This is a genomic window from Vibrio sp. qd031 (assembly GCF_002100145.1).
Classification (GTDB): Bacteria; Pseudomonadota; Gammaproteobacteria; order Enterobacterales; family Vibrionaceae; genus Vibrio.
In genome coordinates this window covers 79,833-99,032 of sequence record NZ_JXQD01000023.1, presented here as the reverse complement: position 1 = coordinate 99,032, position 19,200 = coordinate 79,833, and the positions used below count along the sequence as shown (strand labels likewise).

17 protein-coding genes and 5 tRNA genes are annotated in these 19,200 nt (G+C 45.4%); 18 read left to right on the top strand and 4 right to left on the bottom strand.

The window, feature by feature from the left end; translation table 11 throughout:
- Positions 1-17: 17 nt before the first annotated feature.
- Both asd and rsgA read right to left on the bottom strand, forming a co-directional pair.
- A complete protein-coding gene (gene asd / locus ST37_RS08535) occupies positions 18-899 on the bottom strand; it encodes an archaetidylserine decarboxylase (protein ID WP_143698167.1) in 882 nt (293 codons plus the stop codon).
- A 97-nt stretch (positions 900-996) separates the two neighbouring features.
- Positions 997-2,055 carry a small ribosomal subunit biogenesis GTPase RsgA gene (gene rsgA / locus ST37_RS08530; RefSeq protein WP_084885463.1) on the bottom strand — a complete coding sequence of 353 codons (1,059 nt, stop codon included), beginning with the start codon at positions 2,053-2,055 and terminating at the stop codon, positions 997-999.
- Between the two features lie 73 nt (positions 2,056-2,128).
- Here rsgA and orn point away from each other — a divergent pair, with 73 nt between their 5' ends.
- The 6 genes from orn (at position 2,129) to ST37_RS08500 (ending at position 3,654) form a co-directional block, all read left to right on the top strand.
- Positions 2,129-2,677 (top strand): oligoribonuclease, encoded by a 549-nt coding sequence (orn, locus tag ST37_RS08525; protein ID WP_084885462.1) that lies wholly within the window; start codon positions 2,129-2,131, stop codon positions 2,675-2,677.
- 150 nt (positions 2,678-2,827) lie between these two features.
- Positions 2,828-2,903, top strand: a tRNA-Gly gene (locus tag ST37_RS08520).
- Positions 2,904-3,029: 126 nt separating this feature from the next.
- Positions 3,030-3,106, top strand: a tRNA-Met gene (locus tag ST37_RS08515).
- Between the two features lie 32 nt (positions 3,107-3,138).
- Positions 3,139-3,214 (top strand) — tRNA-Gly (locus ST37_RS08510).
- Positions 3,215-3,380: 166 nt separating this feature from the next.
- Positions 3,381-3,457, top strand: a tRNA-Met gene (locus ST37_RS08505).
- 121 nt (positions 3,458-3,578) lie between these two features.
- Positions 3,579-3,654 (top strand) — tRNA-Gly (locus ST37_RS08500).
- A gap of 557 nt (positions 3,655-4,211) precedes the next feature.
- Here the strand turns inward: ST37_RS08500 and queG are convergent.
- A complete protein-coding gene (gene queG / locus ST37_RS08495) occupies positions 4,212-5,321 on the bottom strand; it encodes a tRNA epoxyqueuosine(34) reductase QueG (protein ID WP_084885524.1) in 1,110 nt (369 codons plus the stop codon).
- Positions 5,322-5,501: 180 nt separating this feature from the next.
- Between queG and tsaE the strand changes: the two genes are divergently transcribed.
- From tsaE to ST37_RS08440, 11 genes are all read left to right on the top strand, one after another.
- Positions 5,502-5,957: a tRNA (adenosine(37)-N6)-threonylcarbamoyltransferase complex ATPase subunit type 1 TsaE gene (gene tsaE / locus ST37_RS08490; RefSeq protein WP_084885460.1), complete on the top strand. Its 456-nt coding sequence runs from the start codon at positions 5,502-5,504 to the stop codon at positions 5,955-5,957.
- A gap of 14 nt (positions 5,958-5,971) precedes the next feature.
- A complete protein-coding gene (locus ST37_RS08485) occupies positions 5,972-7,666 on the top strand; it encodes an N-acetylmuramoyl-L-alanine amidase (RefSeq protein ID WP_242426262.1) in 1,695 nt (564 codons plus the stop codon).
- A gap of 1 nt (position 7,667) precedes the next feature.
- Entirely contained in the window at positions 7,668-9,629 is a 1,962-nt protein-coding gene (mutL, locus tag ST37_RS08480) for a DNA mismatch repair endonuclease MutL (RefSeq protein WP_084885456.1), read from the top strand.
- A 10-nt stretch (positions 9,630-9,639) separates the two neighbouring features.
- Complete coding sequence (gene miaA / locus ST37_RS08475) at positions 9,640-10,572, top strand: tRNA (adenosine(37)-N6)-dimethylallyltransferase MiaA (RefSeq protein WP_084885455.1); 933 nt, start codon at positions 9,640-9,642, stop codon at positions 10,570-10,572.
- A gap of 149 nt (positions 10,573-10,721) precedes the next feature.
- On the top strand, positions 10,722-10,982 hold the full coding sequence (gene hfq / locus ST37_RS08470) for an RNA chaperone Hfq (protein ID WP_084885453.1): 261 nt from the start codon (positions 10,722-10,724) through the stop codon (positions 10,980-10,982).
- Positions 10,983-11,028: 46 nt separating this feature from the next.
- Positions 11,029-12,321: a ribosome rescue GTPase HflX gene (hflX, locus tag ST37_RS08465; RefSeq protein ID WP_084885451.1), complete on the top strand. Its 1,293-nt coding sequence runs from the start codon at positions 11,029-11,031 to the stop codon at positions 12,319-12,321.
- Positions 12,322-12,363: 42 nt separating this feature from the next.
- Positions 12,364-13,578 carry an FtsH protease activity modulator HflK gene (hflK, locus tag ST37_RS08460; RefSeq protein ID WP_084885449.1) on the top strand — a complete coding sequence of 405 codons (1,215 nt, stop codon included), beginning with the start codon at positions 12,364-12,366 and terminating at the stop codon, positions 13,576-13,578.
- 2 nt (positions 13,579-13,580) lie between these two features.
- On the top strand, positions 13,581-14,561 hold the full coding sequence (gene hflC / locus ST37_RS08455; protein WP_084885447.1) for a protease modulator HflC: 981 nt from the start codon (positions 13,581-13,583) through the stop codon (positions 14,559-14,561).
- A 109-nt stretch (positions 14,562-14,670) separates the two neighbouring features.
- Positions 14,671-14,856, top strand: a complete 186-nt coding sequence (locus tag ST37_RS08450) for a DUF2065 domain-containing protein (protein ID WP_084885445.1) — start codon at positions 14,671-14,673, stop codon at positions 14,854-14,856.
- 133 nt (positions 14,857-14,989) lie between these two features.
- Positions 14,990-16,306, top strand: coding sequence for an adenylosuccinate synthase (locus tag ST37_RS08445; RefSeq protein WP_084885444.1), 1,317 nt, complete (start codon positions 14,990-14,992; stop codon positions 16,304-16,306).
- 203 nt (positions 16,307-16,509) lie between these two features.
- On the top strand, positions 16,510-17,145 hold the full coding sequence (locus ST37_RS08440; protein WP_084885442.1) for a tetratricopeptide repeat protein: 636 nt from the start codon (positions 16,510-16,512) through the stop codon (positions 17,143-17,145).
- A gap of 148 nt (positions 17,146-17,293) precedes the next feature.
- Here the strand turns inward: ST37_RS08440 and ST37_RS08435 are convergent, their stop codons facing one another.
- Positions 17,294-18,919: a methyl-accepting chemotaxis protein gene (locus ST37_RS08435; protein WP_084885440.1), complete on the bottom strand. Its 1,626-nt coding sequence runs from the start codon at positions 18,917-18,919 to the stop codon at positions 17,294-17,296.
- 137 nt (positions 18,920-19,056) lie between these two features.
- On the opposite strand from ST37_RS08435, the gene ST37_RS20360 reads away from it, so the two are divergent.
- Positions 19,057-19,188 (top strand): hypothetical protein, encoded by a 132-nt coding sequence (locus ST37_RS20360; RefSeq protein ID WP_277922137.1) that lies wholly within the window; start codon positions 19,057-19,059, stop codon positions 19,186-19,188.
- Positions 19,189-19,200 lie beyond the last annotated feature (12 nt).

The window sequence follows — 19,200 nt, the reverse complement described above, 5'->3', positions numbered from 1 at the left end:
AGTGTCTGTGTTAAACACTACAGCTCGTCGTTTTCTGTCGGGTTTTTATGTGCGTAGGCACTGCCCATTCGTGTTGGCGCACCGTTTTCCATGCTGGTGTCAAAAGTGATGGCTTCTTTGGCAAACACGTTGATAACGGTTGAGCCTAGCTTGAAGCGACCCATTTCGTCACCTTTCTTGAGGGTAATCGCTTCATCGCCTTCCGTTGGATAGTTCCAGCGATATACTGAGTTTCCACGTGGCGGTGTAACCGTACCAGCCCAGATAAGTTCGATACTGCCGACGATGGTTGCACCAACCAAAACTTGCGCCATAGGGCCAAATTCGGTGTCAAAAATACAGACAACACGTTCATTTCGTGCAAACAGGTTAGGCACATTCTCAGCAGTTAGTGGATTGACCGAAAAGAGATCACCTGGGACATAAATCATTTGGCGCAGAGTACCGTCACAGGGCATATGGACGCGATGATAATCTCGTGGGGAAAGATACAAAGTAGCAAAACTGCCGTGTTCAAACTCTTTTGCTAAGCTGAGGTCGCCACCAAGCAACTCTAAGGCGCTATAGTGATGATTCTTGGCTTGCACCAGTTGATTATCAACAAGTGGCCCAAATTGGCTTACACAGGCATCTGCGGGGTGAGTGAGTACAGACTGACGTTCATCCACCGGACGAGCGCCGGGTTTGAGCTCTCTTACAAAAAACTCATTAAACGTTTTAAAGTGCTCAGGATCTGAATGCAAGGCTTCGTCCATATCCACTTTATATTGCTTAATAAACGTTTTGATTACTGCTGTAGTGACACTTCCTAACTTAGCCGATGCCAGTTTTCCAACAAGACGAGTCAGTCCATGTTGAGGTAGCCAATATTGCAGAGTTACTTTCAGTTTGTTTAGCACGGTCAATCTCTTTCGGTCTATAAAGTTTCTAAGCGCGAATCTTACTCAATTCGTACTCGCTTGTCTAAGTCGCTAGATGCAGTGTTGGGGTTGTGAGTTACTGATCCAAGCGTTTGTTTTTTGAATATTGCCTGTTGGCTTTATTTTCAGACATCGATTCTAAAATTCGATGATAGCTTTCAAACCGTTGGGTAGAAATTTTCCCTTCTGAGACGGCGTCGGTGATCAGGCAGCCGGGATCATCAAGGTGTTTACAATCTCTAAATTTACACCCTCCTAGAAAGGGTTCAAATTCGATAAAAGCTTTAGTAATTTGTTCGGCATCAAGATGCCACAGTCCAAACTCCCTAACTCCCGGAGAGTCGATGAGATCGCCACCACTAGGGAAATGATAAAGTCTTGCTGCTGTCGTCGTATGCTGGCCAAGCCCTGAGTTTGTCGAGACGGCACCTTCTTCAATATTTGCTTCGGGCAATAGAGCATTCACCAAACTGGACTTCCCAACACCAGATTGACCAACAAAAATGTTTATCTTGTCGTTAAGTTCAGCTTCTAGTTTCGCTAAACCATCGGTGTCTTCTTTGCTGACAAACAGCACTTTAAAGCCTAGCGATTCATAGATAGATAAGGTTTGTTGGTAACTATCGCGTTCAGCAGTGCTCAGCAGGTCAATTTTATTGAGAACTAATAGCGGCGCTATGTCCAGCGTACGTGAGGCCACTAGGTAACGATCGATAATATCCAGTGAGAGCTCTGGCAATACCGATGAGACGATAACCATCTGATTGACGTTCGCAGCAACAGGCTTGAGGCCGTCATAGTAGTCTGGTCGTGTTAATACTGACTCTCTAGGCTCTACTGCCTCTACAACACCAGAAATACCCGCCATTACTTCCAGTCCCATGCGCCATAACACTCGGTCACCAGAGACAAGACTCTCAATTCCACGTCTAAGGTTACAACGATGGATAACACCGCTGTCCAAATCTTCAATATCTGCATGTTGGCCAAATCGCGTGATCACTAAACCCTGCTTAGCATCACCAAGCATTGCTTCATCCCACTCTACACTCGACTCAGATTGCTTTAAGCGCTTTTTTTGATTCGAGCGGACTCGGCGAACTTGCCCTTTTGTCAGTTTTTTCTTCTTTGCCATTCAAACAGTGTTGGTCGGTATTGGATTATTCAGTATCATACCTGTTTTCGTTCAAGAATAGGGAATTTCCTCCATGGCGACGAACAACGATAGCAACCTGATTTGGGTTGACCTTGAAATGACTGGACTGGATCCAGAGCAGCATAAGATCATTGAGATCGCCACAATTGTGACAGACTCAGAGCTAAACATATTGGCTGAAGGCCCTGTTCTTGCAATTCATCAACCAAAATCAGAGTTGGATAAGATGGATGACTGGTGCACGAACACGCACACCAATAGCGGTTTGGTGGCTCGTGTAGAGCAAAGCAACGTATCGGAACAAGACGCCATAGAGCAGACAATTGCATTTTTAGAGCAATGGGTGCCTCAAGGAAAGTCGCCGATTTGTGGCAACAGCATTGGCCAAGACCGCCGGTTTTTATACAAGCACATGCCCAAGCTTGAAGAGTATTTCCACTACCGATACGTTGATGTGAGCACAATTAAAGAGCTGACGCGACGTTGGAAACCCGAAATTTTGGATGGTTTTTCAAAATCAGGCAGTCATTTGGCGCTCGATGATATTAGAGAATCGATCGCAGAATTGAAATATTACCGCCAAACGGTGTTCAAAATTTAGCCGCTAGCCAGTGAGTGCGGATTTAAGCAGCAACATTTTGCGGTGAATCGCCTAACATTTAGTCACTTAATTAAAAATGACGTTTTTTTTCGATTAAGACTTGCATCACACAGAAATGCTCTTATAATTCGCATCCCTAAACGGTGAAACGCGACACTAGCTCAGTTGGTAGAGCGCAACCTTGCCAAGGTTGAGGTCACGAGTTCGAACCTCGTGTGTCGCTCCATTTATTGGATTGATTTTACCTACCCAAGGAACCTCGTGCCCTAGCCGGTCGCGTCGCTCCAGTGTTTTAATTAAAACGCATTGGTAATGTATCGTTTAGAACAATCATCTAGTTAGATGACATGGACGCGGGGTGGAGCAGCTTGGTAGCTCGTCGGGCTCATAACCCGAAGGTCGTTGGTTCAAATCCAGCCCCCGCAACCAATTTTAGGAATACGTTGTAAAACGGATTCTTTGCGACACTAGCTCAGTTGGTAGAGCGCAACCTTGCCAAGGTTGAGGTCACGAGTTCGAACCTCGTGTGTCGCTCCAAATTTTAGGATTGCCGCGAAAGCACACGAGGAACCTCGTGCCCAAGCTGGTCGCGTCGCTCCAAATTTTAGGATTGCCGCGAAAGCACACGAGGAACCTCGTGCCCAAGCTGGTCGCGTCGCTCCAGTTTTTAAAAGTTCTCATCAGCTTTATATGATGACATGGACGCGGGGTGGAGCAGCTTGGTAGCTCGTCGGGCTCATAACCCGAAGGTCGTTGGTTCAAATCCAGCCCCCGCAACCACTTTTATGTTCAACGGACGAGGTTTTCATAACCCTCAGGCCGTTGACGGATGCGCCGCTCGGATCAAATCCAGTTCGCGCAGCCACATTCTAAACGAAACCGTTGATAAACGGCTTCCGATGCGACACTAGCTCAGTTGGTAGAGCGCAACCTTGCCAAGGTTGAGGTCACGAGTTCGAACCTCGTGTGTCGCTCCAAAATATAAAAAAAGACCACAAATTAGTTTGTGGTCTTTTTTTCTGCTCTTTCATTGCTGTTAGCGACTTTTGCCTGAATTATTCACAGAAGCAAATTTTAGACGCTTAGCTCAAAGCAATATACATAGCCTTAATTTATCCCACATAAGCACAATGTCGCTTACACGAGATTTGTTTTTGTTAGTAACAGAGTTATCCACAAATTCAGACTTGTGGATAACTTGGTGGGTAAATATAATTTCCGAACCAATTTCTGTGATCTTTTTCTTAACCCCTCATTTTTTCAATGGATCAAAAATCAAGGGTATTTTATAACCTATTGTTTTTAAATGATTTTAATGGAATTTGGGAGATCGACCAGTCTCGATGGCGGATCAAAAGCTAGTTATTTATTGATCTTAGTCATTTTATATGGCTGTGCTTAACTTTTTGGGGGATGATCGGCTCAATCCAAAGATGGATTTTTTTCCACATCCAAAAAAATGCGAACTTCGTCAAACATTTTTACCAATCAGTAACAAAAATTAGATAAATGAAGTTTTGGCTTTAAATACACTTTAAGCATCTCTAGGTAAGCCCTTTTCTATTATCCGGATCAAGCGTTGCTGTTTGTTGTTAGGCTGAACTTGTTCTATTTGACGCGCTAGCGCCCATTCGATATGCACGTCCCACAATGGGTCAATACCTTGTATTGAGATCAGTGCCTCAACGATGGCATGAGAAAATGGCGCATTACCCATCGCAATGATGAGGTTTCTACGCCACTGCTTGTGGCCGATACGGCGAATAGCTGAACCCTGCAAGTTGTCTAAAAATGTCGTTTCGTCCCATTCGAGTAAGTGAACCAAATCGCTATTGTTAAATACACGTTTACGTTGGAATTCTGCTTGCTCAGTTAGAGGGGATTCACGGTTGTAAGGACAGACTAATTGACAGTCGTCGCAACCATAGATGCGATTGCCCATCGCAGTTCGAAATTCTTCAGGAATGACGCCTTTATATTCGATGGTTAGATAGGAAATACATCGGCGTGCATCAACGATATTGTCGTCAATAATCGCGTCGGTTGGGCAACTTGTAATGCATGAACGGCATTTTCCACACTGCTCGTCGACTTGCTCATCCGTTGGTAAAGGGAGGTTAACCAGTAACTCTCCAAGAAAAAACCATGAACCTGAATGAGGGTTGATTAATAGCGAGTGTTTACCCGTCCAACCTAATCCCGCTTTTTGAGCCAAAGGGCGTTCCAAAATAGGGGCAGAATCGACAAAAGGACGAAAGTCGGTACCCTCAAAATGGGCTTCGATCTTTTTACCAAGCTCACTTAATCTTTTTCTAATGAGTTTGTGATAGTCGCGTCCTAGTGCATAGCGACTGATATATCCGCTTGAGGTATCTCGAAGATTTCGGGCAAATTGTGCATCTTCGGGTAAATAATCCATCCTTACACAAATCGCACGAACGGTACCTTGATGAAGTTCTCCGGGTCTTGCTCGCATCATACCGTGACGAGCCATCCACTCCATGTCACCGTGGTAGCCGTTATCAAGCCATGATTGCAGATAGGCTTCATGTTGCGAGAGGTCAACATCGGTGATACCGACTTGCTGAAAACCTAATTCTAGCCCCCATTGTTTAATCATTTCGGCCAGTTTTTGCAGGTCCATATTCATCAAATTATCCAATGTGCTTATGTTTAAGTGTAGTCGGGGTTAAGAATTGGTAAAAAAGAGCCTATTTGCAGCGGTTTAGGCAAATTTCTTCTTGTCTCTCATATTCAGATCTGAATACTATTCCCTCAGTTTCGATTTTTATATAGTTAATTAAGAAAAAACTAAGAGTTCACTATGCCTTCTGCCCAATTTGTTTTAACCGATGCTCAAGCAACCGTCGATTTTGGTGCGCGTATCGCCCATTTATGTAAGCAGCAAACCACCATTTATTTGCATGGTGATTTGGGCGCAGGTAAAACTACGCTAAGTCGGGGGTTTATTCAGTCACTCGGTCATGAAGGCAATGTAAAAAGTCCAACCTACACGTTAGTGGAGCCTTATCACCTTGCCACATTCCAAGTATTCCACTTTGACCTATATCGTTTAGCGGACCCTGAAGAGCTTGAATATATGGGTATTCGTGATTATTTCAGTGACGATGCGATCTGTCTGGTTGAATGGCCAGAAAAAGGCGAAGGATTATTACCTCAAGCAGACTTGGATGTAACGCTCACCTATCAACAACAACAGAGAATTGTTGAAGTGTCGGCAAATACCGAATACGGACAGGAAATACTAAAACAATTATGAAAATGACGTCATGGATGAGAAAAGTTTGCACTGCCTTGTTTGGCGTTGTGACGCTGCTTGTTTCGGTTACAGCTCAAGCGAATACCATTGAGCAATTTCGGGTGTGGACATCTCCCAGTGAAACTCGGATTGTAATGGATACTCAAGCGGTGCCAGAGTACAGCTATTTTAGTCTTACCTCTCCCGATCGCTTGGTAATAGATGTAAAAAAGAGCACCAACCAAGCTTCACTGCCCGTTGAGGTCAAAGATAGCCCTGTTCTAAGTAAAATTCGCAAAAGTACGCCTGCAGAATCGTCCAGCTATCGACTGGTGTTTGAGCTAAAGTCAAAAGTCACCCCTAATTTGTTTACGCTTGCTCCGACGCCAGATGGCCAAAAAGGGCATCGCTTAGTCATAGACTTACCTCATAATGCGGCGAAGTCCGTTGCGTCACCATCAACATCGAGCTCCTCTACCACAACGGCTCAGGTTACGTCAGCACCAATAGCTCGAGCTAAAGATGTATTGATCGTCATTGACCCTGGGCACGGTGGTGAAGATCCTGGGTCAATTGGTCCAACCAAAAAATATGAAAAGAATGCAACCTTAGCGATCTCTCGCAAGTTAGAACAACGCCTCAATGCCGTTGATGGCGTAAAAGCGCGATTGACTCGCAATGGTGATTACTTTGTCAATTTAAATCGCCGAGTTGCGCTCGCTCGCGAAAACAACGCCCATCTACTTATATCCATACACGCTGACGCATTTACCAGTCCACAGCCGAGAGGTGGCTCGGTGTTTGTACTTAACACTCGCCGCGCCAATACAGAAATATCGCGTTGGATAGAAAACAGTGAAAGACAATCAGAATTATTGGGTGGTTCAGCCACTGTAATCAATAATGACGATAAAAATGTCAACCAAACATTGCTAGACCTCAAATTTAGCTATTCTCAAAAAGAAGGCTATAAACTGGCAGAAGAAATTCTTAAAGAAATGGGAAAAGTCGCAAAGCTGCACAAAACCAAACCGGTAAATACCAGTTTGGCTGTATTGCGCTCTCCTCAGATCCCATCTGTACTTGTTGAGACGGGTTTCATTTCCAATCCAACTGAAGAAAAACTGCTGTTTCAGCGCTCTCATCAAGACAAGCTGGCCAAAGCACTTGCGGATGCGGTTATCACTTACTTAAAGCAAAATCCACCCGAAGGTGTGTCGCCAATTCAAAGTGCAGCGCCCACCTACCATACAGTGAAAAGCGGTGAGTCTTTGTCTGTCATTGCCAGTCGCTACGGAACGTCGACGAGTGCGCTTCAGCGTGAGAACAATTTGAAAAGCTCGACCATCAAGGTCGGGCAAAAATTGACGATACCTTCAGGCAGCACCTCAAGTCAAAACTCAGTGAAACCGGTAGAAACGGAAACGCTGACACATGTGGTTAAGTCGGGTGAGTATTTGGGGAGCATTGCGCAAAAATACAAAGTGTCCGTTGCAGCGATTAAGCGTGAGAACAACCTAAGAAGCGATACGGTGAGGGTTGGCCAAAAGTTGAAGGTGACAGTTAAGCTGGTGGACAAACCCGTCCGCTACCATACGGTGGCTAGAGGTGAATACTTAGGTAAGATCGCGTCCAAGTATGGTGTGACCATCAGCGCGGTTCGCAGCGCGAATAACCTTCGTTCCGATGAGCTGGCTATAGGCCAAAAATTAGTGATCCCAAATAAATAATATGACAATCAAAATCTTGCCAGCTCGCCTGGCCAACCAGATTGCTGCAGGTGAAGTGGTAGAAAGACCAGCTTCGGTAGTGAAAGAGTTGGTCGAAAACAGTTTGGATGCTGGAGCAACCAAGATTGAAATCGATTTGTCTAAGGGTGGCAGTAAGCTCATTCGAATTCGTGATAATGGCAGTGGCATCAACAAACAGGAGTTATCACTCGCATTAAGTCGCCATGCAACGTCCAAAATTGACTCATTGGACGATCTTGAAGCCATCAGTAGTTTAGGTTTTCGTGGCGAGGCCCTAGCCAGTATCAGTTCGGTCTCACGTTTAACGCTAACCTCACGGACGGCGACGCAAAGTGAAGCGTGGTCTGCGTATGCTGAAGGCCGAGAAATGGCGGTGAAGTTGGATCCAGCCGCGCACCCCAAAGGAACGACAGTTGAAGTCGCTGACCTCTTCTTCAATACACCGGCACGGAAAAAGTTTCTAAGAACCGATAAAACAGAGTTTTCGCACATTGACGAACTGCTTAAGCGAATTGCATTAAGCCGATTGGATGTGACGATGATGCTTCGACATAACGGTAAAGTGGTCCGCCAGTATCGGGCCGCCAAGAATGCACAGCAAACAGAAAAGCGTATTCAAGCCGTATGCGGCAATGCCTTTGTCCGTCATATGGTCAACGTTGAGGTTGAACATCAAGGCTTAAGGCTGCATGGATGGATCACGGCACCGGAGGGTGCAAGACTCACCAACGACTTACAGTATTGCTACGTGAATGGTCGAATGATGAAGGATAAACTCATCAATCATGCGATACGCCAGAGTTATGAGCGAGCATTGTCTCCTGAACAATACGCCACGTTTGTTCTGTATATTGAGCTAGATCCCTCACAAGTTGATGTGAATGTTCATCCCGCAAAACATGAGGTGCGTTTTCATCAAGCGCGATTGGTGCACGACTTTATTTATCAAGGCTTGTCAGATGCACTGCAACAAGCCGAACACGTAGATGTCACGCCAAAAACGGCTTCAGCGTTCCATCACGCGGATACAGAAACTAACGTTCAAGAAAAACCAGAACCTGTTACAGCAAAGGAACCTCAACCTTCTTATCCATCGTACCCCAATCAGGTGCTTGCGGGTTCAGATCGCGCGATAAGTGATAGTGCAACAGGAACACAGTGGCAAAAAACTACAGAACCAAGTAAAGGGCAACTGACAAAAAAAATCGCCTCCTCAAAACCAAATACAGGCGCTCAGCCTGTGGTGTCCAAGGCTTATCAAGAAGCATACAGCGCCCTTATGACACCCTTGCCGTCGCAAACAACTACCGATAGCGTAGTGTCTAATCGTGTGGAGGGTGTAGTGGATGCAGCACCTAGCCCATCGTTGCCACTATCTGCATTGCGAATCGATAAGTCGATTGCCATTGTCGAAGAGGTGTATCTATTGGTGATGCTGGCCGATAAAGCTGGGTTGGTGAACCTTCACTATTTGGAATGGCTAAGAAGCTATTCACAACTTGGTGGCGGCGTAACAGCTCAATCACCGAAACCTCAACCTTTACTAATCCCACTTAAGATAAGTTTAGAGCAGTCTACCGTGGCTCGCATTCAAGCTCATGAAAACGAGCTGTCACACCTTGGATTTCAGTTTAAGTTTTCTGCGTCGTCTATCATGATCATGGCTGTGCCAGGACCACTCAGAGAAAAGAATTTGACGGATGTTATGTCCGCGTTAGGAGGGTGGCTGGATGATCAAAAGGGGCAGAATGACCTAAAATCACTTACAGGCTGGTTAACCCATCAAGCTGTATTGGTTAAGCCGAACTATACTTTATCTCAAGCGGTGCAGTTGCTTGCTGACGCTGAAAACCTTTGGCAAGAAAAGTTGCCGTTAAATGACCCGCGCCTGTTACAGCTAGTGGACTTTTCCGCTACCATTGCGGCGTTTAATGCAAAGTAGATAATTGATCATGACTCAACAGCCCTTGGCGCTCTTTTTAATGGGCCCAACCGCATCCGGTAAAACGGATCTTGCAATCAAATTACGTCAAAAATTTCCTGTAGAGATTATTAGTGTTGATTCAGCCCTGATCTACCGTGGTATGGATATTGGCACTGCAAAACCAGCACCCTGGGAATTAGAATTAGCCCCTCATCGATTGATCGACATTTTAGATCCTGCCGAATCGTATTCCGCCGCCGATTTTCGTCGTGATGCTTTGCGTGAGATGGATGAAATCGTGAAGCAAGGAAAAATCCCTTTGTTGGTAGGGGGCACGATGCTGTATTACAAAGCACTGATCGAAGGTCTATCCCCGCTACCCGCCGCGAATCCAGATATTCGAGCAGAGATAGAAGCACAGGCACAACAATTAGGTTGGGATGCAATGCATGAACAACTTGCCAGTATCGATCCGATTTCGGCAAAGCGAATTCATCCTAACGATCCACAACGACTTTCCCGAGCTCTTGAAGTGTATCGAATTACCGGCAAAAGCTTGACCGAGCTAACGGCTCAAAAGGGAGAACCAATCCCTTACCAAGTAAAACAGTTTGCGATTGCGCCTAAAGAGCGTTCAGTACTGCATGACAGAATAGAGCAACGTTTTGAGAAAATGATGGCGGCTGGATTTAAGCAAGAAGTCGAAAAGTTATTTGTGCGTAAAGACTTGCACAAAGACTTGCCCTCTATTCGCTGTGTAGGCTATCGTCAAATGTGGGAGCACCTCGACGGTGACATTTCATTGGATGAGGCCGTTTTTAAAGGCGTATGTGCCACGAGACAATTAGCCAAACGACAGATCACATGGTTGCGATCGTGGAAGGATCTAACATGGCTTGATAGTGATCACACAGATCTTGCTTTAGAAACGTTGTCAAATGCCGTAATATCTAACACTTGATCACTTTTTGAGTGATTATTTGAATAACCTCTGCATGGAAGTAGTACTTAAAGAGGTGTTTACTGTTTAGCTCGGGTGCAAAATTTGCGCTAAATGCTTACAACCACTAGCTAAATTAAAACTATTACAAACAAATAAGGAAAATAACAATGGCTAAGGGGCAATCTTTACAAGACCCATTCTTGAACGCGCTACGACGTGAGCGTGTGCCGGTGTCTATCTATTTGGTCAACGGTATTAAACTTCAGGGTCAGATCGAGTCTTTCGATCAATTCGTGATTCTTCTTAAAAACACAGTTAATCAAATGGTCTACAAGCACGCAATTTCTACTGTCGTTCCTGCTCGTGCGGTCACGCATCACAGCAGTAACGAGCGCGGTGGCGATCGCCCAGAGAAGACCGAGGAATAAAGCACCTCTTTGAACAATCTAGTTGTATTAATAAGGAACACATCGCTTGTTTGACCGTTATGAATCCGGTGAACAAGCGATTCTTGTTCACATCAATTTTACCCAAGAAGGCGAGTGGGAAGACTTAAATGAGTTCCAAATGCTCGTCTCTTCTGCTGGGGTAAATTCATTGCAAGTAGTGACTGGCAGTCGCCAAGCACCGCAAGTTAAATATTATGTCGGAGAAGGCAAAGCGCAGGAGATCGCAGAGGCGGTGCGCTTACACGAAGCGGATATTGTTATCTTCAATCACGCGTTATCACCGGCACAAGAACGCAACCTAGAACAACTGATGCAATGTCGAGTATTGGACCGTACCGGTTTGATTTTAGACATCTTTGCACAGCGCGCTCGAACTCACGAAGGTAAATTACAGGTTGAATTAGCTCAATTACGCCATATATCTACAAGACTGATACGTGGTTGGACCCACCTTGAAAGACAAAAAGGTGGGATTGGTCTGAGAGGGCCAGGCGAAACTCAGCTTGAAACCGATAGACGTTTGTTGCGTGATCGAATTAAAGCCATTTTGCGTAGGTTAGAAAGAGTAGCTAAGCAACGTGAGCAGGGAAGACGAGCTCGTAACCGAGCTGAGATTCCTACGGTTTCTTTGGTAGGATATACCAATGCGGGGAAATCAACACTGTTCAACCGCATCACCGAAGCTGGGGTTTATGCCGCAGACCAATTGTTTGCGACCTTGGACCCAACACTTCGAAAGATAGAGTTGGACGATGTGGGCCCGGCGATTTTGGCAGACACGGTTGGATTTATCCGACACCTACCGCATGATTTGGTTGCCGCATTTAAAGCAACCTTGCAAGAAACGCAAGAAGCTGACATTTTGTTACATGTTGTGGATGCCAGTGACGACAGGTTTCGTGAGAATATCGCGGCCGTCGACGAGGTTTTGCTAGAGATTGATGCCCATGAAGTTCCGACTTTATTGGTGATGAATAAAATCGATAGCATGGAAGATCAAAAACCGCGTATCGAGTTTAATGATGAAGGTGTGCCGACCCGAGTTTGGGTATCGGCGATGGAAGGCGAAGGAATAGACCTACTGTTCGACGCGTTGACTCAACGTCTCGCGAGCGAAATGGTTAGCCAGAGCTTATGCATACCACCGAGTCATCAAGGTAAATATCGCAGTTTGTTTATTCAAATGAAGTGCGTGCAACAAGAGTCGTATGACGAGCAAGGTAACCTGCGCATCGATGTACGAATGCAGCAAGCCGATTGGGCTAGACTGACAAAAAGAGAAGGAGCAGCCTTCGGTGACTTTATAGTGATCGATTAGACTGTTACATTATATCGTCAAACTCAATAATGGAGTTTTCTGATGGCGTGGAATGAGCCTGGAAATAACAACGGTAACAACGGTAAAGATGGCCGCGATAATGACCCTTGGGGGAATAATGATCGTGGCAACCGCAACTCCGGTGGAAAGAATCAAGGACCACCAGACTTGGATGAAGTATTCAGTAAGCTGAGCCAAAAGCTCGGTGGACTAGGCAAAAAAGGCGGCAGTGGTGGCGGTGCATCTTCTGGCAATGGCGGCTTTATTGGAATGGGGCTTATCGCAGCAATCGCGGTTGGCGTATGGGGTGCCTCAGGTATCTATACGGTTGGCGAAGCGGAGCGCGGTGTCGTCTTACGTCTGGGTAAATTTCATTCGATAGTAGATCCCGGTCTTAACTGGGCACCTACCTTTATTGATGAAGTTCAATCGGTTAACGTACAAGCGATTCGTGCATTGCAAGCCTCTGGAACCATGTTGACAAAAGACGAGAACGTAGTGACGGTTGCAATGGGTGTTCAGTACCGTGTGGCGGATCCATACAAATACCTATATCGCGTAACCAACGCTGATGATAGCTTGCGTCAAGCGACTGATTCAGCTCTACGTGCCGTTATTGGTGACTCCTTAATGGATAGTATCCTGACCAGTGGCCGTCAACAGATTCGTCAAAGTACTCAAGAAGAACTGAACCGAATTATCGACGTGTACGATATGGGCTTGATTGTTGTCGATGTCAACTTCCAGTCCTCGCGTCCACCGGAGCAAGTTAAAGACTCTTTTGATGATGCTATCGCTGCGCGAGAAGATGAAGAGCGTTACATTCGTGAGGCAGAAGCGTACAAGAACGAAATCTTGCCTAAGGCAACAGGTCGTGCTGAACGTCTCAAGAAAGAAGCTTTGGGTTACAGCGAACGTGTAACAAATGAAGCTTATGGTCAGGTTGCACAGTTCGAGAAACTGTTACCTGAATACCAAGCGGCTCCAGAAGTGACTCGTAATCGTCTGTACCTAGACACAATGGAAGAGGTGTACACCAACACTTCTAAAGTGCTGATTGATTCGGAATCAAGCGGTAACCTTTTGTACTTGCCAATCGATAAGATTGCCGAGCAAGGGACAGCCACGCAATCAAAACGCGCTACCCGTTCTGACTCTAGTTATGATCAAATCGAACTTGACTCTTCTTCGACAAGCTCAAGCAGCACTAGTACGTCTAGCTCAAGCTCCACGTCTACTCGTCAAGGGAGATTCTAATTATGCTTCGTAAATTATTTGTCCCAAGCATTGTGATTCTAGTGATCATTGCATTGATGTCTCTGTTTGTCATTCCAGAAGGCGAGCGCGGTATCGTGATCCGTTTTGGCCGAGTGCTTAAAGTGGATAACACGGAAGCCTCAAAAATCTATGAGCCTGGGATTCACTTTAAGATGCCGTTGTTTGATAACGTTAAGCGCTTAGATGCACGTATTCAAACTATGGATGGTCAGTCAGACCGTTTCGTCACCTCAGAGAAAAAAGACGTTATCATCGATTCGTACGTAAAATGGCGTATCGAAGATTTCGGTCAATACTACCTGGCGACTGGTGGCGGTAACGCGCTGACGGCTCAAGCACTACTTGAGCGTAAAGTGACAGACGTACTTCGTTCAGAGATCGGTTCTCGCGACATCAAGCAGATTGTTTCTGGTCCTCGTAACAGAGACGTATTGCCAGATGATCTTGAACTTGACGAAACCGTCACAGAAGCGGCTAGACAAGCTGCTGAGATTGACGGTGAACGTGACAAGATCATGGAAGAAGTACTGAACGATACTCGTGAAAGTGCTATGAAAGACTTGGGTGTGTATGTGGTTGACTTCCGAATGAAGAAAATCAACCTTCCTGATGAAATCAGTGAATCGATTTATCAACGTATGCGCGCAGAGCGTGAATCGGTTGCTCGTAAGCACCGTTCACAAGGTCGTGAGAAAGCGGAAGTTATTCGTGCACAAGCGGAGCTAGAAGTAGCAACCGTGTTAGCGGAAGCGGACAGAACGGCTCGTGTAACTCGAGGTGATGCAGACGCAGAAGCGGCTTCTATCTATTCGACGGCTTACAGCAAAGATCCTGAGTTCTACAGCTTCCTTCGTTCACTCAGTGCCTACGAGAAATCATTTGCAGAGAAAAGTGACATTCTTGTCCTTGATCCAAACAGTGACTTCTTTAAGTACATGAACGATGCTAACGGCGCTAAATAGTCTTCGTTGATCGTCAATAAGGGCTCCCTAGGGAGTCCTTATTTGTTTGTAGGGCCATTTAAATGCTATTTAGCTCAAATGGGCCGTTTGGCTCAAGAAGAGGGAAGTCATGTCAGAATCAATTTGGATCGCGTTTGGAATAGTTTTAATCGTCGAAGGAGCGGGTCCCTTCATCCATCCAAAGGGGTGGAGAAACATGGTTGCCCAACTTGCCAGCCAAGATGATAACCAGTTGAGACGAATTGGTGGATGCCTATTTGTGGCGGGAGCCGTGATGATCCTTATGTTTGGCTGAATTACTATTCAGCAAACCGATCTCGGTTTTAAACATTTACTCAAGCATTTTAGTATTAAATGACTAAAAAATGACTGCAAAGTCACTTTTTCGGTGCTAGAATCCTTTTTTAACCACTATTCAGATTGGAAAAATGGGAAATAACGTAGTCGTTCTTGGCACCCAATGGGGTGACGAAGGTAAAGGTAAAATCGTAGACCTTTTAACAGAAGATGCAAAATATGTGGTTCGCTACCAAGGCGGACATAACGCTGGGCATACTCTTGTCATTGACGGTGAGAAAACCGTTCTCCATCTTATTCCTTCAGGTATTCTTCGCAACAACACAAAATGTGTTATTGGCAATGGTGTTGTATTGTCACCAGATGCACTGCTTAAAGAGATGAAGCCTCTTGAAGAGCGTGGCATTCCTGTTCGCGAACGTCTATTTATCTCAGAAGCATGTCCGCTGATATTGCCTTATCACGTTGCACTTGATCAAGCTCGTGAACTTGCTCGTGGTAAAAAAGCTATCGGTACTACAGGTCGTGGTATTGGTCCTGCGTACGAAGATAAAGTGTCTCGTCGTGGTCTGCGTGTTGGTGATCTTTTCGATAAAGAAGCCTTCGCAGTGAAGCTTAAAGAAGTGATGGAGTACCATAACTTCCAGCTAGAAAACTACTACAAAACCGACACTGTTAGCTACGAAGAAGTGCTTGAGCAAGCGATGGGCTACGCCGATCTATTGACCTCAATGGTTATCGATGTAACCGACGAGCTAGACGCGGCTCGCAAGCGTGGTGACAAAATCATGTTTGAAGGTGCTCAAGGTACGCTTTTAGACATTGACCACGGTACTTACCCGTACGTAACCTCTTCAAACACTACCGCTGGTGGCGTTGCTGCAGGCTCTGGCTTTGGTCCAGCGCACCTAGGTTACATTCTCGGTATTGCGAAAGCGTACTGTACGCGCGTTGGCTCGGGTCCATTCCCAACAGAGCTTTACGATGGTCTAGATAAACAAGATCCAGTAGGTAAGCATCTGGGCGATGTTGGCCATGAGTTTGGTGCGACAACTGGTCGTTTACGTCGTACAGGTTGGTTTGATGCTGTCGCTATGCGTCGCGCAATCCAAATTAACTCAGTGACTGGCTTTTGCTTAACTAAACTAGATGTTCTTGATGGTCTTGAAGAGCTTAAGATTTGTACCGGCTACAAAATGGCCGATGGTTCAGTTCTTGAAGTATCGCCAATGGCTGCTGAAGCTTTTGATCAAGCGACTCCTATTTACGAAACAATGCCTGGTTGGCCTGAAAAAACATTTGGTGCGAAATCACTGGATGAGCTACCTCAAGCTGCATTGAACTACGTTAAGCGCATAGAAGAGCTTACAGGCGTCCCAGTTGACATTATCTCAACTGGCCCAGATCGCCTAGAAACCATCATTAAAGTACACCCATTTGAAGTGTAATTCATCGATGGTCTTTTGATGTTAAAAACCGGCTTAGGCCGGTTTTTTTGTGTCTGTAAGTTAAGTGACAATGCGGATCAAAGGATCTTTTAGGATCCTTGGGTGGCAAGTATTTGCCTCTATCGCCCATCAAAGTGTAAAAATTACTAAAGCTAGGACAAAGATTGCCGCTAAATAAGAACAGTCAGTAAACAAGGTGCGTAATGAAATTAAAAGCGATCACCGCGAGTGTATTATTGGCGATAAGCTCATCTCTAAGTCATGCGAATATTGCAGCTGTGGGGGAGCCTGTCCCCATATACAGTGAAGCGGAATTGATAGATTGGATAGAGCAGGGTAAACATTTAGAACAAGTGAAAGCTGACGGTTGCCAGTTGGTTGAAGATATTGTGGCGCGCGCTACGCGGATCAGTCTGCCATCGTACGAGTTTTTGTATGGTGACATGCTTGCTTGGGGAGTATGTGTTTCGCAGGACGTTGAGCTCGGTATTTATTATATGGAAAATGCCGCACATCAAGGTTTGCCTACTGCACTAGAGCAGTTAGGACGTTACTACTCTCGAGGGACATTGGTCCAACAAGATAAAGAGCGTGCTATTCCTTATTTACGTGAAGCCGCCTCAATGGGGAACTTACGCGCACGGATCCAGTTGGCCGAACTGCTACTGCACGATTATGGTAGCCCGTTGGACTATGAAGATGCGTACCGTTGGCTATACAACTCTGTGACAGCCGATAAACAAATTCACCGTCGAATCGCGATGCTACGCGAAGGTCTTGAGCAAAGAATGCCACAAAATATAGTGGCCAGAGCCAAGCGGCGAGAAACATTTTGGTAATCAAAAAAGTCCTTCATAAAGAAGGACTTTTTTATTGGCTAATTGTTCTGCTCAAAATAAGATGGAACACAGTGCAAAGATACTATTTTCACGGTCATAAAGTCGCGCCTCAACGGCGCGCCGTTGAGAGTCAGCTTTTCAATACCCTCTAGTTTGATTTCGAAAGCTTTTGGATAGCGAGGTTGAGCGTCGCATTCGACTGTTCCAATTCGATTGTTTGAGCCTTCATAATCGCGACTTGCTGGCTGTTTTCATCCGCGGAGTCCTTAATCGACACAATGGACTGACTGATTTCATTACTCACGGAAGACTGTTGCTCGACAGCCGTCGCTACCTGAAAGTTGAGATCAGAAACCGTAGACACTACCTCCGTGATGTTTTGAATTTTCTCGACCGCGCTTTGTGATATCCCCGTTGCTGTTTTCGCCATATCGAGTGTACTTGCTATCGACTCTTTGGTGCCATCGACTTTATTGAGCAAGGAGTTGAGCATGCTTTGAATTTCGTCGGTCGAGTCTTGAGAGCGGGTCGCAAGCGTTCGAACTTCATCGGCGACCACTGCAAATCCGCGCCCTTGTTCGCCCGCTCGTGCCGCTTCAATTGCCGCATTAAGAGCCAACAGATTGGTTTGCTCAGCAATAGATTGAATGGTCTCAACGATGCCCGATACATTATGCGCTTCACTGGCTAGATCACTCATATCAATATTCATCGATTCAGCTTTATTGGCGATTTGATCTATGATTCGACTCGTGTCAGTGACCGATGATTTACCCGTTTCTGCACTTGCGTTCATCTCGCTCATTAGGTCGCTCGATTGTGTGGCATTTGCAGTAATCTCAGCAATGGAGGCACTCATTTCGTTGGTGGCTGTCGCAACGGTGTCGAGTTGGCGGGTGATGTTCGAACTGTTGGAATTCATTTTGGCGTAAACATCTTGCTGCTCGGTGATGTTTTCGGTGAGAGCCACTGAAGAACGTTGTATATCGCTAAGCGTTGACGTTAATTTGTTGTTGATCCTATAGATACTGCCTGCAATCGTATCTGGGTTTACTGTGTCAGGGGTGTCAGTTTGATAATGACCTTCTGCAATATTCCCAGCCAGTTGCGTGATGTCGGTTGGTTCGCCTCCAAGCTGTTTAATCGTGTCTCCAAATACTTTACTTAAGGTAATCATCGCGACGGATAAAATGAGCAGTACAATGCTGCCAATTTTAATCTCGGTGTTGAGTACTTGTGCATTGATGTCATCAGTATACAGACCGGTACCCACTATCCAGTCCCATTTGTCTAAATAGACAAGATAAGAGAGTTTTGGGTATGAACCTTCCGGATCGTCAGGCTTGGCCCAGTAATACTCTAATGCTCCATTTTTAATCTTGGCCATTTCAATAAACAACGTCAGTCCATTTTGATCGGTTATGTCGCCTAGAAAACGGTCATTTAATGCTGGCTTAAGTGGATGATCGATCATAGTGGGAGTCGAGTCTTGTATCCAGAAATAACCATCTAGATTCTCACCCCATCGAGATTGGTTTATTAATTGAATAAATTGAGTCTTTGCTTGCTCATCCGTGATCTTTCCTGATGCCGCCTCTCGAACTAGATTGTCATAGGATTGCTTCACTTGCGCAACTTCGCTTTTCAGCAGTGCTTCACGCTCGTTATAGATTACGCTGCTCATTTCAGAAAATAGTGTGATGATAATGGCGAGTCCTGCAACCGCCATTGCAGCTAAAACGAGATAGAGTTTTCTCTGTAGGGTTAGATTCATTCGTTCTTCCTTGATCTGTGGCAAAAGGCTCACCGGTCTAATGAGTGAATAAATAATAATCAACTTTCATGCCGTTTATATAATATGGCGTTCTATTTTTGCGGGGTTTGTGCAAAGGACAGGGTGTTAATGGTTAAATGTTTGAGCGTCATCCCGATTATGGACCAACTGATGACGGTCGATGCGATGCTACAGACGTTGTGGGGCATCAACAGAGCAAAGAAATTGCTCTATCGACAATCATTTTGTGCCTAGGTTGGTTATACTAAGCTTATCAACAT